Here is a 21,048-nt window from a genome sequence, read left to right as displayed (position 1 = left end):
TTCAAAAACAGCACATTAGGCTCATTATTTGAAATGAAAGCTCCGCAAAAGGTACAGCTTTTAGAGAAAATTCAGCTGACGGTGCTGCTGCAGCTCATCTAGAGAGTTAATGCTGTGAAAAAAGAGTGCATTATTTTGAAAGCGTGCAACTTGCATGTGCATTTTACTAAAACACCCCTTCAAACTGCGCTGTTTTTGATCAAGATGCACCTGCAGCATTGTGAGACTGCTTCGTTTCAGCAAACAAAATGGATACAGCGCTTTGCCATTAATTTCCACTACAGCTACTTCACACAAGGGATCCCGCTGCATGGCCTGATGCAATCTCGAAAGCACTTTCTTCGGGATATAGGTCACATCGCACGGGACAAACAAAACATAATCAGACTCAACATGTGACCACGCGCTTTTCATCCCCATCAATGGCCCTAAAAATCCGGCTTCATCATCTTGATAAAAGCGGATCGAGGGAATGAGCCGTTTATAAATCGAATGATCGCGATGGCTGTTGATCCAGACATTTTCAGCCCGTGATTTCAACTGCTGATGGATCTTAATCAGCTGAATTTCATTATCAAATTTTTGCAGCACTTTATTCATGCCGTTCATTCTGCGGGCCTGACCGCCCGCCAAAATAACCAAGTCTGTTTCTGGATAGCCTATTGATTTGGTGATTTTCTTCATCATTCTGCGTACTCCGTCTGACAGGCTTTAATTAAGCCTCGAATTTCTGATAAGCACGAACCGCAATTGCCGCCAGCCTTTAAACATGCAGTAACTTGTTTTTCATGGGTAATATTCTTTTCTTTAATGGTTTCGATAATGGTATTTTTACCGACTTTAAAGCAGCTGCACACCAGCGGACCTGCACTGTTGGTCATGTTCATCGGCTGACCTGCAAGCAGCGCTTTGCGGTGCATTGCGCTTAGTCGTTCACGCTTAAACATGCCAGCAATCCAATCACGGTCTGGCAGCATAGAGCGTTGCGCAATATATAGACTGGCAATTAAATGCCCATCTTGCAGCACCACGGTATGACTCAAATCGGCAGTTTGATCTTCCAAATTCAGCCATTCAAAACTTTCATCGGTAAATGGCAGTAATGTTTTCAGCTGCTGAACCGTGTTTCTAAATTTTTTACGATCTGCCAACTCAAAACGTGTCGCTTTCGCTGTTTTAATTTTGGTCCACCACACCGTGTTTTGAATGGTGTTTTGCACCATTTGCTCAAAGCCGTCACGTACATACAGTACACCTTGCCACTGTGTATAAAATGGCTGTACAAATACAGGTGTATGTTTAAATTCAGGCTCACCAGATAGTGCATCGACCACAGGATTCACCACTTTGCCAATACGCGCATCCGATGCGACTTGGTCATTCCAATGAATTGGCGCAAAAATTTGACCGCGTCGAATTTTACTGCTGACCTGTGCACGTAAAATACATAAGCCCCAGTTAGATTTCACCTCAACCAGTTCACCATCTTTAACACCAAACTTCAGTGCATCTTGCGGGTGTATTTCACAAAATGGTTCGGCGATATGTGCACTCAAGTTTGCAGATAAACCCGTACGGCTCATGGTGTGCCATTGATCACGGATACGGCCAGTATTTAAAACCAGCGGATATTCGCCGCAAATCTTGTTCAAAGGGTCAATAGCGGTTGTTGCTACAAACTTAGCTTTGGCATCGGCATGGCTGAATTGGCCTGCTGCAAACAAACGGCTGACTGCATCAGCGCTCTGATCTAACTGCCAAACTGGCCATTGCACGGGCTTTAATTCAGCATAATCTTGTGCAGATAACTTACTTAAACCCTGCAAGTTAAAGTAGCGAAAAGACTCAGTGGTATCACGTTGATCTAAAGGCGCATTTTGATAAGCAGATAATTTTGCATGTTCAATAAATATGTCATAGCTGCTGCTGTAGTCAAAACCGCTATAACCCATCTTTTTCGCAACTTGTGCAATAGACCACCAGTCTGCTCTGGCTTCACCCGGCGCATCTAAAAAAGCAGTTTGACGTGAAATACGGCGTTCAGAATTGGTAACGGTTCCGTCTTTTTCACCCCAGCCCAATGCAGGTAAAAGCACATCTGCATATATTGCTGTGTCTGTGTCTTTGCAAATATCCGACACCACTACAAACTCGCATTGCTCTAAGGCACGTTTGACTTGATCTGCATCTGGCAAGCTAACTACAGGATTAGTAGCCATAATCCAGATGACTTTTATTTTGCCGCTTTCAACCGCCTGAAACAGATCAACCGCTTTTAATCCCGCTTTATTGGCAATAAATGGACTTTGCCAAAACTCTTGTACTAATGCCTGATGCGCTGTGTTATCGACATCTAAGTGCGCAGCCAGCATATTGGCTAAGCCGCCAACCTCGCGGCCACCCATTGCATTGGGCTGACCTGTCATAGAAAAAGGCGCTGCTCCTAATTTTCCGATTTTGCCAGTCAGCAAATGGCAGTTAATAATACTGTTGGCTTTGTCTACACCGCGCGAAGACTGATTAACCCCCATCGAAAATAGCGACATAACTTTGTCAGTTTGCGCAAATTTTTCAAAAAATAGCTGTAATTTTTCTAAAGAAATACCTGCACGCTCAGCAACTGCTGTCATAGAAGCTTCTGTTTTACTTTGCTCCAGCGCTTGCGCCAAACCTTGAGTATGTTTGGTGATAAAATCTACATCACTATGATTATTTTGTACTAAATACTGCAGCAAACCGTTGAACAGTGCGACATCTTGCCCCGGTAAAATTGGCAAATGCAAATCTGCAGCCTCACAGGTACTGGTAAAGCGCGGATCAATGACCACCACGAACAAATCACGTTCTTCTTTGGCTTTCATAATGCGCTGATACAGCACGGGATGGCACCATGCTGTATTGGATCCGACCAGCACCACCATATCTGTATGCTCAAAGTCTTCATAGCTTGCTGGTACAAGGTCTTCACCAAATGCACGCTTATGTGCCGCCACAGCCGATGACATGCAAAGCCGTGAATTGGTGTCAATATTTGCAGTACCTAAATAGCCTTTGACAAATTTGTTAACGGCATAGTAATCCTCCGTCAGCAGTTGGCCCGACACATAAAAAGCGATGCTTTCACGTCCGTAAAGATCTATACATTGCTGAAATTTTTCGGCAATCAGTGCTGTTGCTGTGTTCCAATCTGTAGCCTGACGAGTATGAAATGGTGATGTTTGACGCCCAAGCATCGGCTGTAAAACACGTGTTTCTAATCCAATCGTATCGGCTAAGTTACTGCCTTTAATGCACAGCTTGCCATAGTTTGATGGATGGTTCGCATCGCCAGTCACGCTCACTCTTTGCCCTAAAGCTGTCTGTTCAACTGTTGCGCTCACGCCGCAGCCGACACCGCAATATGGACAAGTGGTTTGCGTTGTTTTAATTTTATTTTCTGTGGAGCTATGCAGTTCCACTATCGGGATGCTATTCACTTCTGCTGGCTCCTTTTCCAATTCTAACGAGGTATTGCAATAATTTTTAATATTAGACTACTTGCATAAGTAGATTTTTAATCAACACTTAATTCATATAGGAAGTTCCCTCTCCTTTTAAAGGATGAGGAACATAGTTCCGCAAGTGGGAGAGGATTTATATGAAAAGCCCCCTCATCCTAACCTTCTCCCAGTGGGAGAAGGGACTTTCAAAATTAAAGACGCATTAGCCTGCTTTCTTTAATGCAAAATCCTTACCAAACAGCAATTTGTTTCGGATACTTGAAATTGGAGTTTGATCTGAAATCAATTCTGCATACCATGCCCCATCTTCAGTATCGCCAAACAGCACAGCACCAATCACTCTATCTTTTTGAATAATAATGCGTTTATAGATTTGGCGTTTTTCATCATTCAAAATAATGTCTTCAAAATCATCCAACGGTTCAAAGTTGCCTGCAGAAAAAACATCACAGCCACTGACTTTTAACTGCGTCGGAACCGTAGGCGCTTTGAAGGTTAAGCTGCCATGTTCGGCCAAATGCGATGCACAAATGAATGCCTGTCCCCAAAGCGGTTCAACTAAACCGAAAGTTTGGCTTCGGTGTTCAATACATTCACCCACCGCATAAATACTCGGATCAAAAGTTTGCATGGTGTCATTCACCATGACACCGCGGCCGCAGCGCAGTCCTGCACTTTGCGCAAGCTCAATATTCGGACGAATACCCACCGCAAAAACCACAAGATCTGCATCTAAAACAGTACCGTCTTGCAAACGCAGCTGCTTCACATGGCCATCTTCACCCATCAACTCTTGGGTATTTGCTGCGGTCATGATTTTTATACCTTTTTGTTCAATCGCATGATTGAGCATTAAGCTGGCTTTTTCATCTAACTGACGGTCCATAATACGATCCATCAAATGCAGTACTGTAACATTCATGCCACGCTGTTTCAGGCCATACGCAGCCTCTAGGCCAAGTAAACCGCCGCCAATCACCACTGCATTTTGCTTAGATTTACAGTAATCCAGCATGCGGTTTACATCATAAATATCACGGAAGCTGAGAACACCTTTTAAGTCAGTTCCCGGTATAGGCGGAATAAATGGCTTAGAACCTGTCGCTAAAATCAGACGGTCATAATCGATGACCAAGCCTTTTTCTGTGTATACCTGCTTGCGCGGACGGTCTATGCGTACCGCCGCATCACCTGCTACAAAACGGATATTTTTGTCTTTATACCAAGCATGTGAATGCAGCATGATATCTTCAATGGTTTTATCACCTGAAAGCACAGGTGAAAGCATAATTCGGTTGTAATTACCCCAAGGTTCTTCACCAATGACCGTAATTTCATAACGCTCTGGCGCCATATCCAGCAGATCTTCTAAGCAACGCATACCTGCTAAGCCATTGCCGACCAAAACAAGTTTCATCAACTCAGACGATGGCGCGTTATTGGTAATATAGGTTTTTTGAGCAGTTGGACTAATCAGCACACGGCCATTTTCAATTTTGCTTGGAAAAACCAGGAGTTTTTGGTCTTTATCTTCTAAGCAGCGTCCAGTAGCAAGGCTGAAATGCTGTTTATAAATGGGTGATGCCACAACACGCTCACCCTGCAAGTCACCAATAATACCGCGGGACATAACATAGGCTTGGCTAAATGGGTCCTGATTGCTGAGCGCATAAACCCGCTTTTCTTCACCGACACGGAATATCGCAATTTGCTGATTTTCAATCAGTGCGCCCACACCTGTATTTGGCGTAATATCATCTAATGCACAAATATCAAACCAGTCTAAATCATTCATTTCTTTTAAAACTGTCATCTTTAAGTTCCTCTTATCATTCTTTAGCTTTATTAGATCTCTTACAGAAGTTCTTTTTATCCATAAATTCATTTAGATCTAAATTCCCTCTCCTTTTAGGAGAGGGTTAGGGAGAGGTATTTGTTAAAACTCTTCATCCTAGCCTTCTACCTGAGCCATATAAGGTCTAAGTAAAGGAATTTATACTTTGAAAAATAATGGAAAATTTTAATTTTAACTTTCTTAAGATCTCTATTGCTGTGATTAAGCTTCAACCACTGGAATGCGTGACGAATCGCGTTCAGCTTCTGTTTTGGGTCTGATTTGACCGCGAACGGATGCAAACTGAATATGCGGATCATTTTGCTGTTCTGCTTTTGCATTCACGAAAGTCACAAAGCGTTTACGTACTTCAGGATCTTCTACAGCAGTACGCCATTCATCTTGATATGTACCCACAACATGGCTCATACGGCGTTCAAGTTCACCCGCTACGCCAAGCGAATCATTCACAACGACATCTTTCAGGTAATCTAAACCGCCTTCCATGTTGTCGCGCCATACAGAAGTACGCTGCAAACGGTCTGCTGTTTGAATGTAGAACATAAAGAAACGGTCAATGTATTTGATCAATGTTTGCGTATCTAAGTCTGATGCCAAAAGCTCTGCGTGACGTGGCTTCATACCGCCATTGCCGCATACATAAAGGTTCCAGCCCTTTTCTGTCGCAATCACGCCCACATCTTTACTTTGCGCCTCAGCACATTCACGGGTACAGCCCGACACAGCCATTTTCAGTTTGTGCGGTGAGCGAAGGCCTTTGTAGCGGTTCTCTAAATAAATCGCCAAGCCGACTGAATCGTCCACGCCATAACGGCACCAAGTACTGCCGACACAAGATTTCACCGTACGCAGTGATTTGCCGTAGGCATGGCCAGACTCAAAACCAGCAGCAATTAATTTTTCCCAGATTTCAGGCAGTTGATGCACTTGTGCACCAAACATATCAACACGCTGACCGCCTGTAAGTTTGGTATATAGACCATATTCTTTGGCAATTTGACCCACGGCAATTAATCCGTCCGGAGTAACTTCACCGCCCGCCATACGAGGTACTACTGAATATGAACCGTCTTTTTGAATATTGCCGAGGTAGTAGTCATTACTGTCTTGCAGGCCCGCATGGCTCGGTTTAAGTACAAAGTCATTCCAGCATGAAGCTAGGATATTGGCTGCCGTCGGTTTGCAGATATCACAGCCTAAGCCATGGCCATGCTGCTGAATCAGGTCATCAAAAGTTTTGATTTTATTCACACGTACCAAGTGATAGAGCTCTTGGCGTGAATAAGCAAAGTGTTCACATAAATGGTTATTTACCGTTACACCTTGACGCTGAAGCTCCGATTTAAGTACTTGAGTGACTAATGGCGCACAGCCGCCGCAAGCTGTTGCAGCTTTAGTACATTTTTTCAATGCGCCTAAAGAAGTCGATCCGTCAGCAATGGCTGAACAAATATCTGCTTTAGAGACGTTGTTACATGAACAAATCGTTGCGCTGTCTGGCAGCAGATCGACACCGCTTCCGCCCGATTTACCTGCAGATTGTGCATAGCCAGGCATGATTAGGCTTTCTGGGCTTTCTGGAACTTCTAAGCCATTCAGCATCATTTGCAGCAGGTCATTGTATTCTTTAGCACAGCCCACCAATACTGCACCTAGCAGCTTAGTTTTCTCTGCATTCACGACAATTTTTTTATAAACCTGAGCTGCTTCATCTGCATAGAAATAGCTTAAAGAATTTGGTGTCATTGCATGCGCATCGCCTACAGATGCAACATCAACTCCCATCAGTTTCAGCTTGGTGCTCATATCTGCACCAGCGAAAAGCGTGCAGTTTTGTTCCATCACATGCTTTGCTGCAATACGTGCCATGTCATAGCCCGGCGCAACTAGGCCATAAATTTTATTTTGCCAAAGCGCACATTCACCAATGGCATAAATGTCAGGGTTTGAAGTTTGGCAATAGTCATTAATCGCAATTCCGCCACGCTCACCAATGGCTAAACCGCTTTGGCGCGCTAATTCATCGCGTGGGCGGATACCTGCAGAGAATAAGATGATGTCGGTTTCCAGTTCAGAACCATCACCAAACTTCATTACATGCTTCGAATTTGCACCGTCTTCAATGCAAGATGTTGCTTTTTGCGTATGGACTTTAACACCTAGATTTTCAATTTTTGAGCGTAAAACTTTACCGCCTAGATCATCAATCTGAACTGCCATTAAGCGTGGTGCAAATTCAACAACATGGGTTTCTAAGTTTAAATCACGCAGCGCTTTTGCTGCTTCCAGACCCAATAAACCGCCGCCGATCACCACACCTGTTTTAGCATTCAAGCTTGCGGCACGGATGGCATCCAAGTCTTCAATGGTACGGTACACAAAGCAGTTTTCACGTTCATTGCCTGGAATTGGTGGCACAAAAGCGTATGAACCTGTTGCGAGCACTAGCTTGTCAAAAGAAAGAATATCACCGTGATTGGTTGTGACCGTTTTATTGCGCTGATCAATTTCAACCGCTTTGGTGCTAAGGCGTAAATCTATACCGTATGCATCGGCAAAGTCGCTGCGGCATAGGGTTAAATCTTTAGCCGATTTACCGCTGAAATATTCAGTTAAATGCACACGGTCATAGGCTAAACGCGGCTCTTCAGCCAAAATGGTTAATTCAACATCATCACCTGCGTGTTCCAGTACAGATTCGATAAATTTATGGCCAACCATGCCATGTCCAATCATGATGATTTTCATATTCTTTCTCCGCAAGATTTTTTTATTTGCCCCTAAATCGCGATGTTTAGAGGCAACTTTTCAGTATTAGTTTTGAGCTTCAGCTAAATTTCGTTCATTTACAGCTTGTTCAAATAGGCGCTGTTCTTTTTCTTTATGCTCTACAGAGAAGCGGATCATCAGTACACAGCTGGCTGCAATCACCACCAAACCGCCAAGCACCATGAGCGTGGTTTGAATATCCAACATGCCTTTAAGCAAAAAACCTGCAGCTACCGCACCAACGTTACCGCCTGCGCCGATAATGCCTGCCACGCCGCCTAAAGCATCACGGTCAATGAATGGCACCAGCGCATAGGTAGCACCGCAAGCCATATGTGTGAAGAGTGCAAAGACTGTCATGGCAAGAATGGCGAAGATTGGCGTGCTCATTTGCGAGAACAGTATTAAAAACAGTCCTTCGAGCAGAATCATCGCAAACAGAACTTTGGTACGGCCATCCAAGCCTTTGGTAGTCGCGACTTTGTCTGAAACAATGCCGCCAAGCGCACGGGCAAACAGTGCCAATAGACCGAAGATCCCTGCTGCCATACCCGCTTCTTTTAATCCAAATTGGAAGTTGTCGACGTAATACAGCGCAATAATGTTGTGAATAAAGATTTCAATGCCGAAGCAAGCTGCATAAGCGCCAAATAGAATCCATACACGGTAATTGCGTGCTGCATGCATGAGAATGGCTACACCGCCTTTTTTATCTGAACCGACTGCAACACCTTGTTCACGCAGTTCTTTAAAGTTGCCTTGCGGGCAGTCTTGGGTAAATTTCCAATACAGCGCGCCTACGATCAACATCATCACACCAGGAACGATTAACGCTATGCGCCAGCCCATCGCTTGCTCTACACCAAACATAACGAGTGCGCTAAGCAATAAAGGCATGAGGGCTTGAGTTGCACCGCCGCCTGCATTACCCCAGCCTGCGGTTGCCGCATTGGCTGTACCCACCACATTAGGCGCAAACATAATGCTGGTATGGTATTGCGTGATGACAAAGCTTGCTCCGATCGCACCGATCAGCAAGCGGAAGAAAAGAAAGGATTCATAGCTATTTGCAGAAGCAACACCAAAGACTGGGATGCTGCCGACAATTAATAATGCTGTATATGTTTTACGCGGGCCGTATTTATCACATAAAGGCCCAACGATCAGACGAACTAAAATGGTGATTGCAACCGCAGCAATATTAATATTAGCGATTTGGTCTTTTGTTAGATTAAATTCACCTGCAATCACTGGCATCAAAGGCGCACAGGCAAACCATGCAAAGAAGCAAACAAAGAATGCGAGCCAACTCATGTGGAAGGCCCGCATTGCTGCTGAAGAAAAATTAAATAGACTTATTTTTGTGGCTTTTTTGGCATTTAAATTTGAAGACATAACCTTCTCCTGACTGAACTGAACGCATGAATTACTCGGTTATGTCGCTAACACATAACAGAGTCGATCAGAACGGACGTCGTTGGCCGTCTAACAAATTTTTAGAGTCTTCATTGACTCAACAAGTATTAAGCACGAGCCATGCCAAGTTTTTATTTTCGACTTCAATTCATCTTTACATTGCGGCTTTGAACGCCGACTTGTCAGAAATTAAGCGAATTAAGGTGAATAGATAGTCAATGTGCCTATAGAGATGCAGCTAAATGTTCAAGCGTGGTTCAGCCCTGCACAAGATCAGTGCATGGAAATGGTTCAATTTAAAAATGCGCACATAACTATGCTCAAACATAGAAGCAGATTTATATTTTGTATTGCCTTTAGATTTGGCATCTAATTTGCTTAGCAAGCTCAATACGTATCTGTTTGGCTCTGTCTGAGTGTTTGCATGCCAAAACTAAAAATAGCCCTGATTGATGATGATCAAGAACGCGCTGAATTTATTCAAGCCTCATTAATTCAGCATGACTTTGATGTGGTCGCCAGTTTCATGATTAATCATTTAAATATGTCATATCTGCAAAATATTCATGCAGATGTGATTTTATTGGATATGGATCATCCACATCGCGATGTCATTGAAAGCTGTGTCAGCCAATTTGACTTACCGACTGTTCTATTTACTAAAAATTCGAGTCTCGAAATTATCCGAAGCGCGATTGATGCAGGTGTGACGGCTTATATTGTCGATGGCATTGACCCTGCACGTTTGAATAGCATTTTAGAAATTTCAATTGAACAATATAAAAAGCATAAAAAACTGCTGAATGATTTGGCTGAAACCAAGTGCAAATTGGCCGATCGAAAAGATATTGAAAAAGCCAAAGTGCTTTTAATACAAATGCATGGATTAACCGAAGATCAAGCATTCAATTTGCTGAGAAAAAATGCCATGAGTCACCGTATGACAATGGGTGAAATGGCGCGTCGGCTGCTTGATGCGCAAGCGTTGTTACAGTCTCAATTTAAGGAATAAACCATGCAAAAGCTTGAAAAAACAGATATTCAATTGGGCTATATTCCTTTACTCGACTGTGTTGCTTTGCTCTGGGCAGAACATCAAGGATATTTTGCTGAACAAGGGTTAAATGTCACACTGACTCAAGAACCATCTTGGGCAAGTTTACGCGACCGTCTAGCTTTTGGTTTTTTAGATGCTGCCCATTGCTTATCGGCCATGCTGCCTGCGTCTGTGACAGGTAAAGACCATCTCGGCATTCCCTTACAAACCTCTCTTACACTCAGTACTAATTGTGCTTATATTAGTTTGAGTCAAAAGCTGTGCTATGAATTAAATATCCATGCTTTGGATCTTCCAAAAAATTCAGCAGAGAAAATCGTATCTGCGGTAAAACAGAATCAAACGATTCAGTTGGCGCATGTTTTTCAGCATTCGATTCATCATTATATTCTAAGAGAATGGCTGGCACTTGCAGACACAGAAATTGCTCAAACGCAAACGTTTTCAACTTTACCACCGCCTTATATGGTCGAAGCAATATCAACGCAACGAATTGATGTATTCTGTGTCGGAGAGCCGTGGAATACGCAAGCTGAAATACAAGGCTATAGTCGTATTATCGTCAATAGTCAAGATATTATTGATCATATTCCAGATAAAGTTTTGGCTTTTACCCATGATTGGGCAGAAAAACATCCTAATACCTTAAACGCAATCAATCTTGCCATCCAAAAAGCCCAAAACGATCTGCTTCAACAAACGCATTTTTCTGAAATATTTTCTTTGTTAAAGCAATATCACATCATCCGTTTTGATTGTTCTGAGCAGATTCACGTCGAGGCTTTTCATCGGATCAAAAGAATCATTCAAAATTTTGGTAAGACCCAAGCGCCACAAACTTCAGATTTTGAATGGATGATTCAAAAAATGCAGCAATATGATCAATTGAATATTGAAGATGAAAAGGTTTTTGAAATAGCTCAGTCTTGTATTTATCAGGATGCTTTGGGCTGAAGTGATTGATATTCCATAAGACCCTATCATCTGAATAGTGGATCTTGTGTTACATCGACCATGAAACCTTGACTTAGTTATGCATCTGCATCGATGGCGCGCAGATCGATATTTTCTTCAACAAAGACTTCACGAATGCAATCCAGTATCTTTGGAATGTAATTACTATGATCCATATTGCGTACCGACAAAGAGATTGGACTATAGGCTTCCAAATCTAAGATTGGGATATACATCAAATTTTTCATGCCAATATCACTGGCACTTTCAGGGATCAGAGAAATGCCCTCTCCCGACGCCACCAAGCCCAAAGCCATATGAATTTCACGCACTTCGGTTAAATGTTTAGGTACAAGTCCTAATTCGGTAAAAATGGATTGGATGAGGGTGGAAAAATTCGGTTTAGGTGTTGTTGGGTAGGCAAAAATTGGTTCATCTAAAATTTGAGAAAGATAAATGCCTTTGTCTTTAAATTCAGCCAAATGATGGTTTTTATGAATAGCTAAACGTAGCGCTTCTTTTCTTAATAAAACACGTTTAATGGACGGATCGGTTAAGCGAAGTCGTCCAAAACCAATATCAATTCGACCGGTTTTTAAGGCTTCAATCTGGTCGCGTGTACCACATTCTATGAGTTCAACATGAATATCTGGGTTGCGTTGTCGAAATAAATAAATAATTTGCGGCAATAATGCGTATAAAAGCGAACTGACATAACCAATACGGACAGTTTTATCGACGGCATTAATTCGCTGTGCCATGGTTGTGGCCTGGGCGGTATGCGTCAATATCTGTACAGCATGCTCATAAAAAAACATACCTGCTTCTGTGGTTTTCACGGGTCTAGAACCACGCTCAAACAACGTAATCCCCAGCTCTTCTTCAAGTTTTTGAATTTGGCGGCTCAAAGGTGGCTGAGCAATACATAATTTTTCTGCTGCCTTGGTAATACTTTGCTCTTCAACCACGGTGACAAAGTAACGTAAGTGCCTTAATTCCATTTATATACCTTTTAAGTATCTAAAAATACCAAAATCGCTCTAGTTAAAGATATTACATTAAATTAGGGTATATAAATAGTTGGATAGATAAGAAATATGCAAGATGTATAAGTCGATTGAAACCCTGCTCGTGGAAATCCCAACAATCCGTCCGCACAAGATGGCTGTTGCAACCATGCAAACGCAAACCCTTGTTTTGATTAAAATCACTACCGAAGATGGTTATATCGGTTGGGGTGAAGCGACGACGATTGGTGGTCTAGGCTATGGTGAAGAAAGCCCTGAAAGCATTCGTACCAATATTGAAACTTATTTTAGTCCTTTACTGAAAACCCTCACTGGTTTGAATGTTGCTCAAACCATGCAAGCCATTAAACGTAATATTAACGGCAATCGCTTTGCTAAATGTGCCATTCAAACGGCGCTACTCGATATTTTGGCGCAGCGTTTAAATTTGCCTTTAAGCGAAGTATTGGGCGGGCGCTTACGTGACAGCTTACCTGTTCTTTGGGTACTTGCGTCTGGCAATACAGAAAAAGACATTGCCGAAGCACAAAAAATGATTGCGGCAAAACGACATAATATTTTCAAACTTAAAATCGGTTCACGCCCCGTTGAAGCTGATGTTGAGCATGTATTAGCCATAAAAAAAGCGTTAGGTTCGGACATTTCTATTCGTGTGGATGTCAACCGTGCATGGTCTGAACTAGATGCCATTAAAGGCATTCAATTGTTACAAGATGGTGGTGTTGATCTGATTGAGCAGCCTTGCGCGATCGATAACATTGACGCGATGCGCCGTTTAACTCGTCGTTTTGATATAGCCATTATGGCAGATGAATCACTGATGGGCCCGCAAACGGCATATCAACTTGCGCGGCACAATTCTGCATCTGTTTTTGCAGTCAAAGTTGCACAGTCTGGCGGTTTAATCGAAGGCTGTGAGGTTTCTAAAATCGCCAAACTTGCGGGTATCGATTTATATGGTGGAACCATGCTTGAAGGCCCTGTGGGCACTATTGCATCGGCACATGCATTTTCTACATTTGACAATTTAGCTTATGGCACAGAGCTTTTTGGTCCATTGCTGCTAACTGAAGAAATTTTAAAAACCCCACTTCAATATCAAGATTTTGAACTCAAGATTCCGACCACAGCGGGTTTAGGGATTGAAATTGATGAAAACAAAATTGATGACTTACGTCGTAAATAACATTTAGCTAGGAGTGAGAAATGCTTTTCCAAGTACGCATGGATGTCAATATTCCATTAGATATGCCAGTAGAAAAAGCCAATGAAATTAAAGCTGTAGAAAAAGCTTATTCACAAGATCTACAACGTCAAGGCAAATGGCGTCATATCTGGCGCATTACTGGTCAATATTCAAATATCAGTATTTTTGATGTTGAAAGCAATGAAGAGTTACACAACATCTTACAAGGGTTGCCCCTTTACCCGTATATGAATATTGAAGTTATGGCTGTAAATCGTCATCCCTCTTCTGTTCGTAGTGATGATAGCTGATGCGATTGGATTCCAATTGTGTAGCACATGATTGGAGTCCATTGATCTGCATTTTTAAGTTTGTAAATATTTGAAATAAAAGATTATCTGCCTTACATGACTGAAGTGGTTAGTCAGGTAAATAGTTTTATCGTTCTTGATGAAGGATCGTAGCATGATTGATAAAAGTACCGCTTCCTTAACAGAAGCACTTTCTCAAATTAAGGATGGATCAACCATTATGATCGGCGGCTTCGGTACGGCTGGTCAGCCTGCTGAACTGATTGATGGATTGATAGAACTTGGCATCAAAGATCTCATCATCGTCAACAACAATGCAGGTAATGGTGACTATGGACTTGCTAAATTACTCAAAGCTGGTGCTGTCCGTAAGATGATTTGTTCTTTCCCTCGCCAATCGGACTCTTGGGTATTCGATAAGCTATACCGTGCAGGAAAAATAGAACTTGAGCTTGTACCACAAGGTAATTTGGCTTGCCGTATTCAGGCGGCAGGCATGGGTTTGGGTCCAATTTATACACCAACAGGTTTTGGTACGTTGTTGGCAGAAGGCAAACCTACACTCAATTATGAAGGCAAAGATTTTGTTCTCGAAAATCCAATTAAGGCCGATTTTGCTTTAATCAAAGCACATCAGGGCGACCGCTGGGGCAACTTGGTTTACAACAAATCAGCGCGTAACTTTGGCCCCATTATGGCCATGGCGGCAGATGTGACGATTGCTCAAGTCTCAGAAGTGGTTGAACTTGGTGCATTAGACCCAGAGCACATTATTACCCCTGGTATTTTTGTACAACATGTCGTGGCTGTTCAATCTGCACAGCTTGAGCAATCTGCATAAATCACGTGAGGAAAGAACCATGAGCTATACCAAATTAACCCGTGATCAAATTGCAGAACGTGTTGCACAGGATATTCCAGATGGTGCTTATGTCAATTTAGGCATTGGCTTACCCACTAAAATTTCAAATTATTTACCAACAGACAAAGATGTATTTCTACATTCAGAAAATGGACTTTTGGCTTTTGGTCCTCCTCCGGCTAAAGGCGAAGAAGACCCTGAATTAATTAATGCAGGAAAAGAGTTTGTCACTATGCAAACGGGTGGCTGCTTTTTTCATCACGGTGACTCTTTTGCCATGATGCGTGGCGGTCATTTAGATATTGCAGTATTAGGCGCTTTTCAGGTTGCCCAAAATGGTGACTTAGCAAATTGGCATACTGGTGCGCCAGATGCAATTCCTGCTGTAGGTGGTGCAATGGATTTGGCTGTTGGGGCGAAAAAAGTCTTTATTACTACAGACCATGTGACCAAAAAAGGTGAACCGAAAATTGTCGCCGAATTGTCATACCCTGCGACAGGCCTGCAATGTGTCGATCGTATTTACACAGATTTGTGCGTGATTGATGTAACAGTTGAAGGCATGAAAGTGATTGAAAAAGTTGAGGGTCTGAGCTTTGACGAATTACAGTCAATGACCGGTGCAAAGCTGATAGATACGACAGCATAAAGCAAAAAGTCTCTCCTTGATTAAAGGAGGGATTTTGGGAGGATTATTATTCAAAAATTAACTTCCTGTAAATCCCTCCCAACCTCCCGTTAAAAGGGAGGAGCTGAGTTTTTAGGATTTATAAAATGAAAAATGCCTATATTATTGATGCAATCCGTACACCTTTCGGTCGCTATGCGGGCGGTTTAGCAGCAGTACGTACCGACGACCTAGGTGCCTTACCTATTAAGGCACTGATGCAGCGAAATCCAAGTATTGCTTGGGAGTCTGTTGATGACGTGATTTACGGCTGTGCGAACCAAGCCGGTGAAGATAACCGTAATGTTGCACGAATGTCGTCGCTACTCGCAGGTGTACCTTTTCAAGTTCCTGCTACAACTGTGAACCGACTTTGTGGTTCATCACTTGATGCAATTGCGATGGCAGCCCGTGCAATTAAAGCAAATGAAGCAGACTTAATTATTGCTGGCGGTGTTGAAAGTATGTCCCGTGCGCCCTTTGTTATGGGTAAATCGGAAAGTGCTTATGGACGCAGCCAAAAGATAGAAGACACCACCATGGGTTGGCGTTTTATCAATCCAATCCTCAAACAAATGTATGGCGTGGAAACCATGCCTCAAACCGCTGAAAATGTGGCAGAACAATTCAATATTAACCGTGCTGATCAAGATGCTTTTGCCTTAGAAAGTCAGCGCCGTACAGCTGCTGCACAAGCCAATGGTTTTTTTGAGAAAGAAATCATCCCTGTAATCATTCCACAGCGTAAAGGCGACCCACTGATAGTCGATACAGATGAGCATCCACGTGCATCAACGACAGCAGAAGGTTTAGCAAAACTCAAACCTGTGGTGAAAGCAGATGGGACGGTAACTGCGGGCAATGCCTCAGGGATCAATGATGGTGCAGCTGCACTACTGATTGCTTCAGATGATGCTGTTAACAAATTTAAGTTAAAGCCACGGGCCAAAATTATTGCGGCAACGGTGGTGGGTGTTGAACCCAAAATCATGGGCTTTGGTCCTGCGCCTGCCATCAAAAAGCTATTAGCTCAAACAGGTCTAAGCCTTGAACAAATGGATGTGATCGAGCTGAATGAAGCTTTTGCGGCTCAAGCCTTAGCGGTTACCCGTGAACTAAGTTTGGAAGATGGCGCTAAACATGTCAATCCAAACGGTGGCGCTATTGCTTTGGGGCATCCTTTAGGTGCATCTGGAGCCCGTTTAGTTACGACTGCGTTAAATCAACTTGAGGCAATTTCAGGTCAATATGCCCTCTGTTCGATGTGCATTGGTGTCGGTCAAGGCATCGCTTTGATTATTGAACGTGTTTAATCCTCAATAAAAGTCCTCCTTCTGATAGGGGGATTTAGGGGATTTATAAAATTAAGGATTCAAAACATGCCTACATTTATATCCAATGATGCAACGATTAATTACGCAACTTTTGGTGACCACACACAACCTGCGATTGTCTTTTCTAACTCTTTAGGCACAAAGTTCAACATGTGGCAGCCTCAGATAGAGGCGCTGCAGCAGGATTATTTTGTCATTTGTTATGATACACGTGGTCATGGTGCATCTTCTGCCCCTCAAGGGCCTTATAGCCTTGATCAATTGGGTACAGATGTCATCCATTTATTGGATCATTTAAGTATTCAACAAGCCGCATTTTGTGGAATATCGATGGGTGGTTTAACAGGTCAATGGCTTGCAATACATCATCCTGAACGCTTTAACCATGTCATTATATGCAATACCGCTGCAAAAATTGGGCAAGAATCAGCTTGGAATGAACGTGCGCAGTTAGTCCGTCAACAAGGTTTGAAACCAATTGCAGAAACAGCAGCATCACGATGGTTTACAGAACCCTTTATCCAAAGTAACACGGCAACTGTACAATCTTTGAGTAACGACCTCGGAGCTGGCAGCCCAGAAGGTTATGCAAGTTGTTGTGAAGCTTTGGCTAAAGCGGATTTACGCAATGAAATCTCGTCTATTCACATCCCAGTATTGATTATTGCAGGTCAACAAGACCCTGTAACTACAGTTGCAGATGGTCAATTCATGCAAGAACGCATTGCAAATAGCCAATTATTTGAAATTAATGCATCGCATATTTCAAACATCGAACAGCCAGATGCATTTAATCAGGCTTTGCAGAATTTTATACAGCAATAATAAGCAGCTGAACAAATTCAATGTAATGTTATTAAAATAGAGCCTTGCCATTGTGCAGGGCTTTATTTCGTTTGAAGACTTATACTCTCGCCAATGGAGGTGGTATCGAGATCTTTCTGTGCAATTAGTAGACTTGAAAAATAGGCATATAAATGCTTATTGCCTGCAGCATTGCGGAAATTAGTTTGTGGATTCCAGAATTTTAAAGTTATAGCTTAAAGAAAAAATATCAAGGCGCAAAAGTATGGACATCTCTTTCATACGAAAAAATAAAGACCGTATTGCAGGCCCAAGCTTTAATGAATAATTATACTTTATCTAGAAAATTAACATTAAAAGCACTCCGTAAATGAATATTGATATTGAAAAAGACCGAAGTATTGGAGTCCTTCGGTCTAAACTTTTAACTCCACTCATTCCTCATAGGTGTTTAAGACCAGATATTGAAGAATAGTTTGAAGAATAATCCCATGAAATTTTAAGCTGCAGGATGATTGAGTTGATCAATGATACCTTGTGCAGCCAATTCATTTAATTCAGCTTCAGTTTTAAATTGGGACAAAATTTCGATTGTGTGCTGCCCTAACTGCGGCGGTGCATGACGGTATTCTACAGGCGTATCAGATAATTTCATCGGTGATCCAATCACTTTAAAATCATGATTTAAAGCATGTGGAATATTCACCACCATTTGACGATGTTGAATTTGCGGTTCATTTAATGCGTCTTCTACAGAGTTGATTACACCCACAGGCACTTTTACCGCATGAATCGCATCAACCCAAACTTGAGCATCTTGAGTCAGAAAATAGGCACTCAATAATGGAATTAATTCTTCACGGTGCTTCACTCGATCTTGATTACGTAAATAGTTTGGTTGATCTAGCAGTTCTGTATAGCCAATCGCAATACACAAATCTTTAAATTGTTTGTCATTACCACAGGCAATAATAAATTCTTTATCTTTAGCTTTAAAGGTTTGATACGGTACAATATTCGGGTGATTATTTCCCATGCGCTTGGGTGCTTTGCCCGAAGTCAAATAGTTCATACCTTGATTGGCTAGCGCCGCCACCTGTACATCGAGTAATGACATATCGATATATTGACCGCGTCCTGTATGCTGCCGCGCCAACAATGCCGCCTGAATGGCAATCGTTGAGTACAGTCCGGTCTGAATATCGACCACAGCGACCCCCACCTTTTGTGCGCCACCACCGATTACATCATCAGATTCACCAGTAATACTCATCAAACCGGAAATACCTTGAATAATAAAGTCATAGCCTGGTTCTTCCGCACGTGGACCATCCTGACCAAAACCTGTAATTGAGCAATATACGATATTGGGATTTAGTGCACTGAGCGATGCATAATCCAAACCATATTTTGCAAGTGAACCTGCTTTGTAGTTTTCAATCACGACATCTGCCGTCTGGGCAATTTCACGGACTAGGGCTTGCCCTTCTTCACTGGCAATATCAATGGCTACAGAATATTTATTACGGTTCGCACATTGGTAATAGCCTGATTCTCTCGTCGCTTGACCTTGCTGATTTGGCATCCAAGGTGGTCCCCACGTACGGGTATCATCACCCACTTTTGGACGCTCAATTTTGATTACCTCTGCACCTAAATCAGCCAAAATTTGACCGCACCAAGGACCTGCCAAAACACGGCTTAAGTCCAATACACGAATTCCTTTTAATGCACCCATAGTTCACTCCAGATGTGCCATAGTATTGAGCTATGGCACAGGTCTTTTTATTTATTTTACTGTTGCAGTTTTTGCAGATGCTTTTTGTTCTGCATCATCAACATATGTATCTACACTTGCCAGTTTTTCTTTTTCCGCATCTGAAGAAAGTGATGCTTGCTGGGGATCATATTGACGTTCACGAATGAACAAGCCCGGAATAACACCTGCAATAAAGTACGCAGCACCCATTACAATAAAGGCCATGGTGAATGATCCGCCAGCGGCAATCATACCAATGGTTGCTGGTGCTATGGCTGCGCCTAAACGTCCCATATTGTAAGCACCGCCAATAGCCGTACCGCGTACATCCGTCGAGAAGCTTTCTGCCATATAAGTTGCATTTACACCGTATGGAATACCGTATAAGAAACCGAAAGTTACGAGTAAATAGGCGATGTTGGTTGGTGTGTTATAGAAAATGATGATCGGTAAGAATGCTGCCGTAGCTACCGTACCAAACACAAAGGTAATACGACGTCCGAACTTGTCAGCGGCATAGCCTGCTAAAATTTTACCCAGAATCATGGCGGTATATGCGCCTACCATATAGCCTGTCATGGCTTTAAAGTTCATGCTGAGTTCGGTTTCTAGATACGTTGGCATCCAGTTGTTGACACCGTAGTAACCGAATTGTAGAAATGCAGCGGTCGACATCCAAAAGAAGAACATTTTACGATGATTGGTATGCCCAAAAATACGTTTATAAATACTTTCAGAAGGTGCATTTTGATTGACTGCAGCATGTTGCTGTACAGGTTCAAGTTTTAATTCACGGCGTTTTAGCTGCTCAATTTTTGCTTCCTGCCAAGATTTTGGTTCAGGAACAAAACGCATAAAGATCAGGGCAAAAGCAGCAGGAATAATGGTGACATAAAATAGCATGCGCCAGCCGTGATCTGGAATAATGGCACCCGCCAACAGCGTTGCAACGATATACCCCACAGTTTGACCCGTTTGCAAAGTCCCAAGTACTGTTGTGCGGTATTTGGTTGGTACATATTCTGCCATCAGCGTATTACACGCCATATAAAGTGAGCCCAGACCAAATGCGCCAATAAAACGTAAAATTAAAAATTGTTCATAGCTTTGGGTAAAGCCTAAAATACAGGTCATGATTGAGAAAAATACGACCGACCAAGCAATAGTTTTCACACGGCCAAATTTATCGCACGCCCATCCACCCGAAATACCACCCAGCGCCATCCCTGCTAAAGAAGAACTACCGAGCATTCCGGCTTGAAATGTACTTAAACCAAATTCAGCCTTTAAACTGGTCAGGCTGAATGACAGCAACATGATGTCTACACCATCAATCACCAAAGAAATAAAGGCAAAAATAAAAGCCATTTTCCAAGTGTTGCTGGTAATCCGATGCATCGTGCCCACGTTAGAAGGCAATTTGAGCGTTCCTGCTCCGTTTTGCATTTCGTTATTCATTTCCTTGTTCCTCATTTTCCCAAATGAGTCATCGGCATTCCTATGTCTGCACATTTGCCTTTTTTATTCTTTTTATTTCATCACTGCT

At 42.5% G+C, this 21,048-nt stretch carries 16 protein-coding genes; 8 read left to right on the top strand and 8 right to left on the bottom strand.

What is annotated here, in order from left to right:
• Nucleotides 1–60: 60 nt before the first annotated feature.
• From FTV50_RS04660 to FTV50_RS04640, 5 genes are all read right to left on the bottom strand, one after another.
• Nucleotides 61–684, bottom strand: a complete 624-nt coding sequence (locus FTV50_RS04660) for an NTP transferase domain-containing protein (RefSeq protein ID WP_143221703.1) — start codon at nt 682–684, stop codon at nt 61–63.
• A complete protein-coding gene (locus tag FTV50_RS04655; RefSeq protein WP_180023672.1) occupies nt 684–3,476 on the bottom strand; it encodes a nitrate reductase in 2,793 nt (930 codons plus the stop codon). Before FTV50_RS04655 ends, FTV50_RS04660 begins: the two co-directional genes overlap by 1 nt.
• Nucleotides 3,477–3,702: 226 nt before the next feature.
• Entirely contained in the window at nt 3,703–5,313 is a 1,611-nt protein-coding gene (gene nirD, locus FTV50_RS04650; RefSeq protein WP_180023671.1) for a nitrite reductase small subunit NirD, read from the bottom strand.
• Nucleotides 5,314–5,556: 243 nt separating this feature from the next.
• Nucleotides 5,557–8,103 (bottom strand): nitrite reductase large subunit NirB, encoded by a 2,547-nt coding sequence (gene nirB, locus FTV50_RS04645; RefSeq protein ID WP_218950707.1) that lies wholly within the window; start codon nt 8,101–8,103, stop codon nt 5,557–5,559.
• Nucleotides 8,104–8,169: 66 nt separating this feature from the next.
• On the bottom strand, nt 8,170–9,519 hold the full coding sequence (locus tag FTV50_RS04640) for an MFS transporter (RefSeq protein ID WP_180023670.1): 1,350 nt from the start codon (nt 9,517–9,519) through the stop codon (nt 8,170–8,172).
• 445 nt (nt 9,520–9,964) lie between these two features.
• Here FTV50_RS04640 and FTV50_RS04635 point away from each other — a divergent pair, with 445 nt between their 5' ends.
• Together FTV50_RS04635 and FTV50_RS04630 are read left to right on the top strand one after the other, a co-directional pair.
• Entirely contained in the window at nt 9,965–10,552 is a 588-nt protein-coding gene (locus FTV50_RS04635; RefSeq protein ID WP_180023669.1) for an ANTAR domain-containing response regulator, read from the top strand.
• Between the two features lie 3 nt (nt 10,553–10,555).
• Entirely contained in the window at nt 10,556–11,551 is a 996-nt protein-coding gene (locus tag FTV50_RS04630) for an ABC transporter substrate-binding protein (RefSeq protein WP_180023668.1), read from the top strand.
• A 77-nt stretch (nt 11,552–11,628) separates the two neighbouring features.
• Here FTV50_RS04630 and catM read toward each other — a convergent pair whose 3' ends face one another.
• Complete coding sequence (gene catM / locus FTV50_RS04625) at nt 11,629–12,552, bottom strand: cis,cis-muconate-binding transcription regulator CatM (RefSeq protein WP_180023667.1); 924 nt, start codon at nt 12,550–12,552, stop codon at nt 11,629–11,631.
• A gap of 103 nt (nt 12,553–12,655) precedes the next feature.
• Between catM and FTV50_RS04620 the strand changes: the two genes are divergently transcribed.
• From FTV50_RS04620 to pcaD, 6 genes are all read left to right on the top strand, one after another.
• The gene (locus FTV50_RS04620; protein ID WP_180023666.1) at nt 12,656–13,765 is read left to right on the top strand and encodes a muconate/chloromuconate family cycloisomerase; all 1,110 of its coding nucleotides are present in this window, start codon (nt 12,656–12,658) and stop codon (nt 13,763–13,765) included.
• 20 nt (nt 13,766–13,785) lie between these two features.
• On the top strand, nt 13,786–14,076 hold the full coding sequence (catC, locus tag FTV50_RS04615) for a muconolactone Delta-isomerase (RefSeq protein ID WP_180023665.1): 291 nt from the start codon (nt 13,786–13,788) through the stop codon (nt 14,074–14,076).
• A 154-nt stretch (nt 14,077–14,230) separates the two neighbouring features.
• Complete coding sequence (locus FTV50_RS04610; protein WP_180023664.1) at nt 14,231–14,917, top strand: 3-oxoacid CoA-transferase subunit A; 687 nt, start codon at nt 14,231–14,233, stop codon at nt 14,915–14,917.
• A gap of 19 nt (nt 14,918–14,936) precedes the next feature.
• Nucleotides 14,937–15,587, top strand: coding sequence for a 3-oxoacid CoA-transferase subunit B (locus tag FTV50_RS04605; protein ID WP_078193766.1), 651 nt, complete (start codon nt 14,937–14,939; stop codon nt 15,585–15,587).
• Between the two features lie 125 nt (nt 15,588–15,712).
• Nucleotides 15,713–16,918, top strand: coding sequence for a 3-oxoadipyl-CoA thiolase (gene pcaF, locus FTV50_RS04600; protein ID WP_180023663.1), 1,206 nt, complete (start codon nt 15,713–15,715; stop codon nt 16,916–16,918).
• Between the two features lie 66 nt (nt 16,919–16,984).
• Complete coding sequence (pcaD, locus tag FTV50_RS04595) at nt 16,985–17,764, top strand: 3-oxoadipate enol-lactonase (protein ID WP_180023662.1); 780 nt, start codon at nt 16,985–16,987, stop codon at nt 17,762–17,764.
• A gap of 478 nt (nt 17,765–18,242) precedes the next feature.
• Here the strand turns inward: pcaD and FTV50_RS04590 are convergent, their stop codons facing one another.
• Both FTV50_RS04590 and FTV50_RS04585 read right to left on the bottom strand, forming a co-directional pair.
• Entirely contained in the window at nt 18,243–19,481 is a 1,239-nt protein-coding gene (locus FTV50_RS04590) for a CaiB/BaiF CoA-transferase family protein (RefSeq protein ID WP_180023661.1), read from the bottom strand.
• 51 nt (nt 19,482–19,532) lie between these two features.
• Complete coding sequence (locus FTV50_RS04585; protein WP_078193770.1) at nt 19,533–20,960, bottom strand: MFS transporter; 1,428 nt, start codon at nt 20,958–20,960, stop codon at nt 19,533–19,535.
• Between the last annotated feature and the right edge of the window lie 88 nt (nt 20,961–21,048).

Source organism: Acinetobacter sp. YH1901134 (genome assembly GCF_013416965.1).
GTDB classification, from domain to species: Bacteria; Pseudomonadota; Gammaproteobacteria; order Pseudomonadales; family Moraxellaceae; genus Acinetobacter; species Acinetobacter amyesii.
The sequence above is the reverse complement of the archived record's forward strand: the minus strand, read 5'-3'. Positions and strand labels throughout refer to the sequence as shown.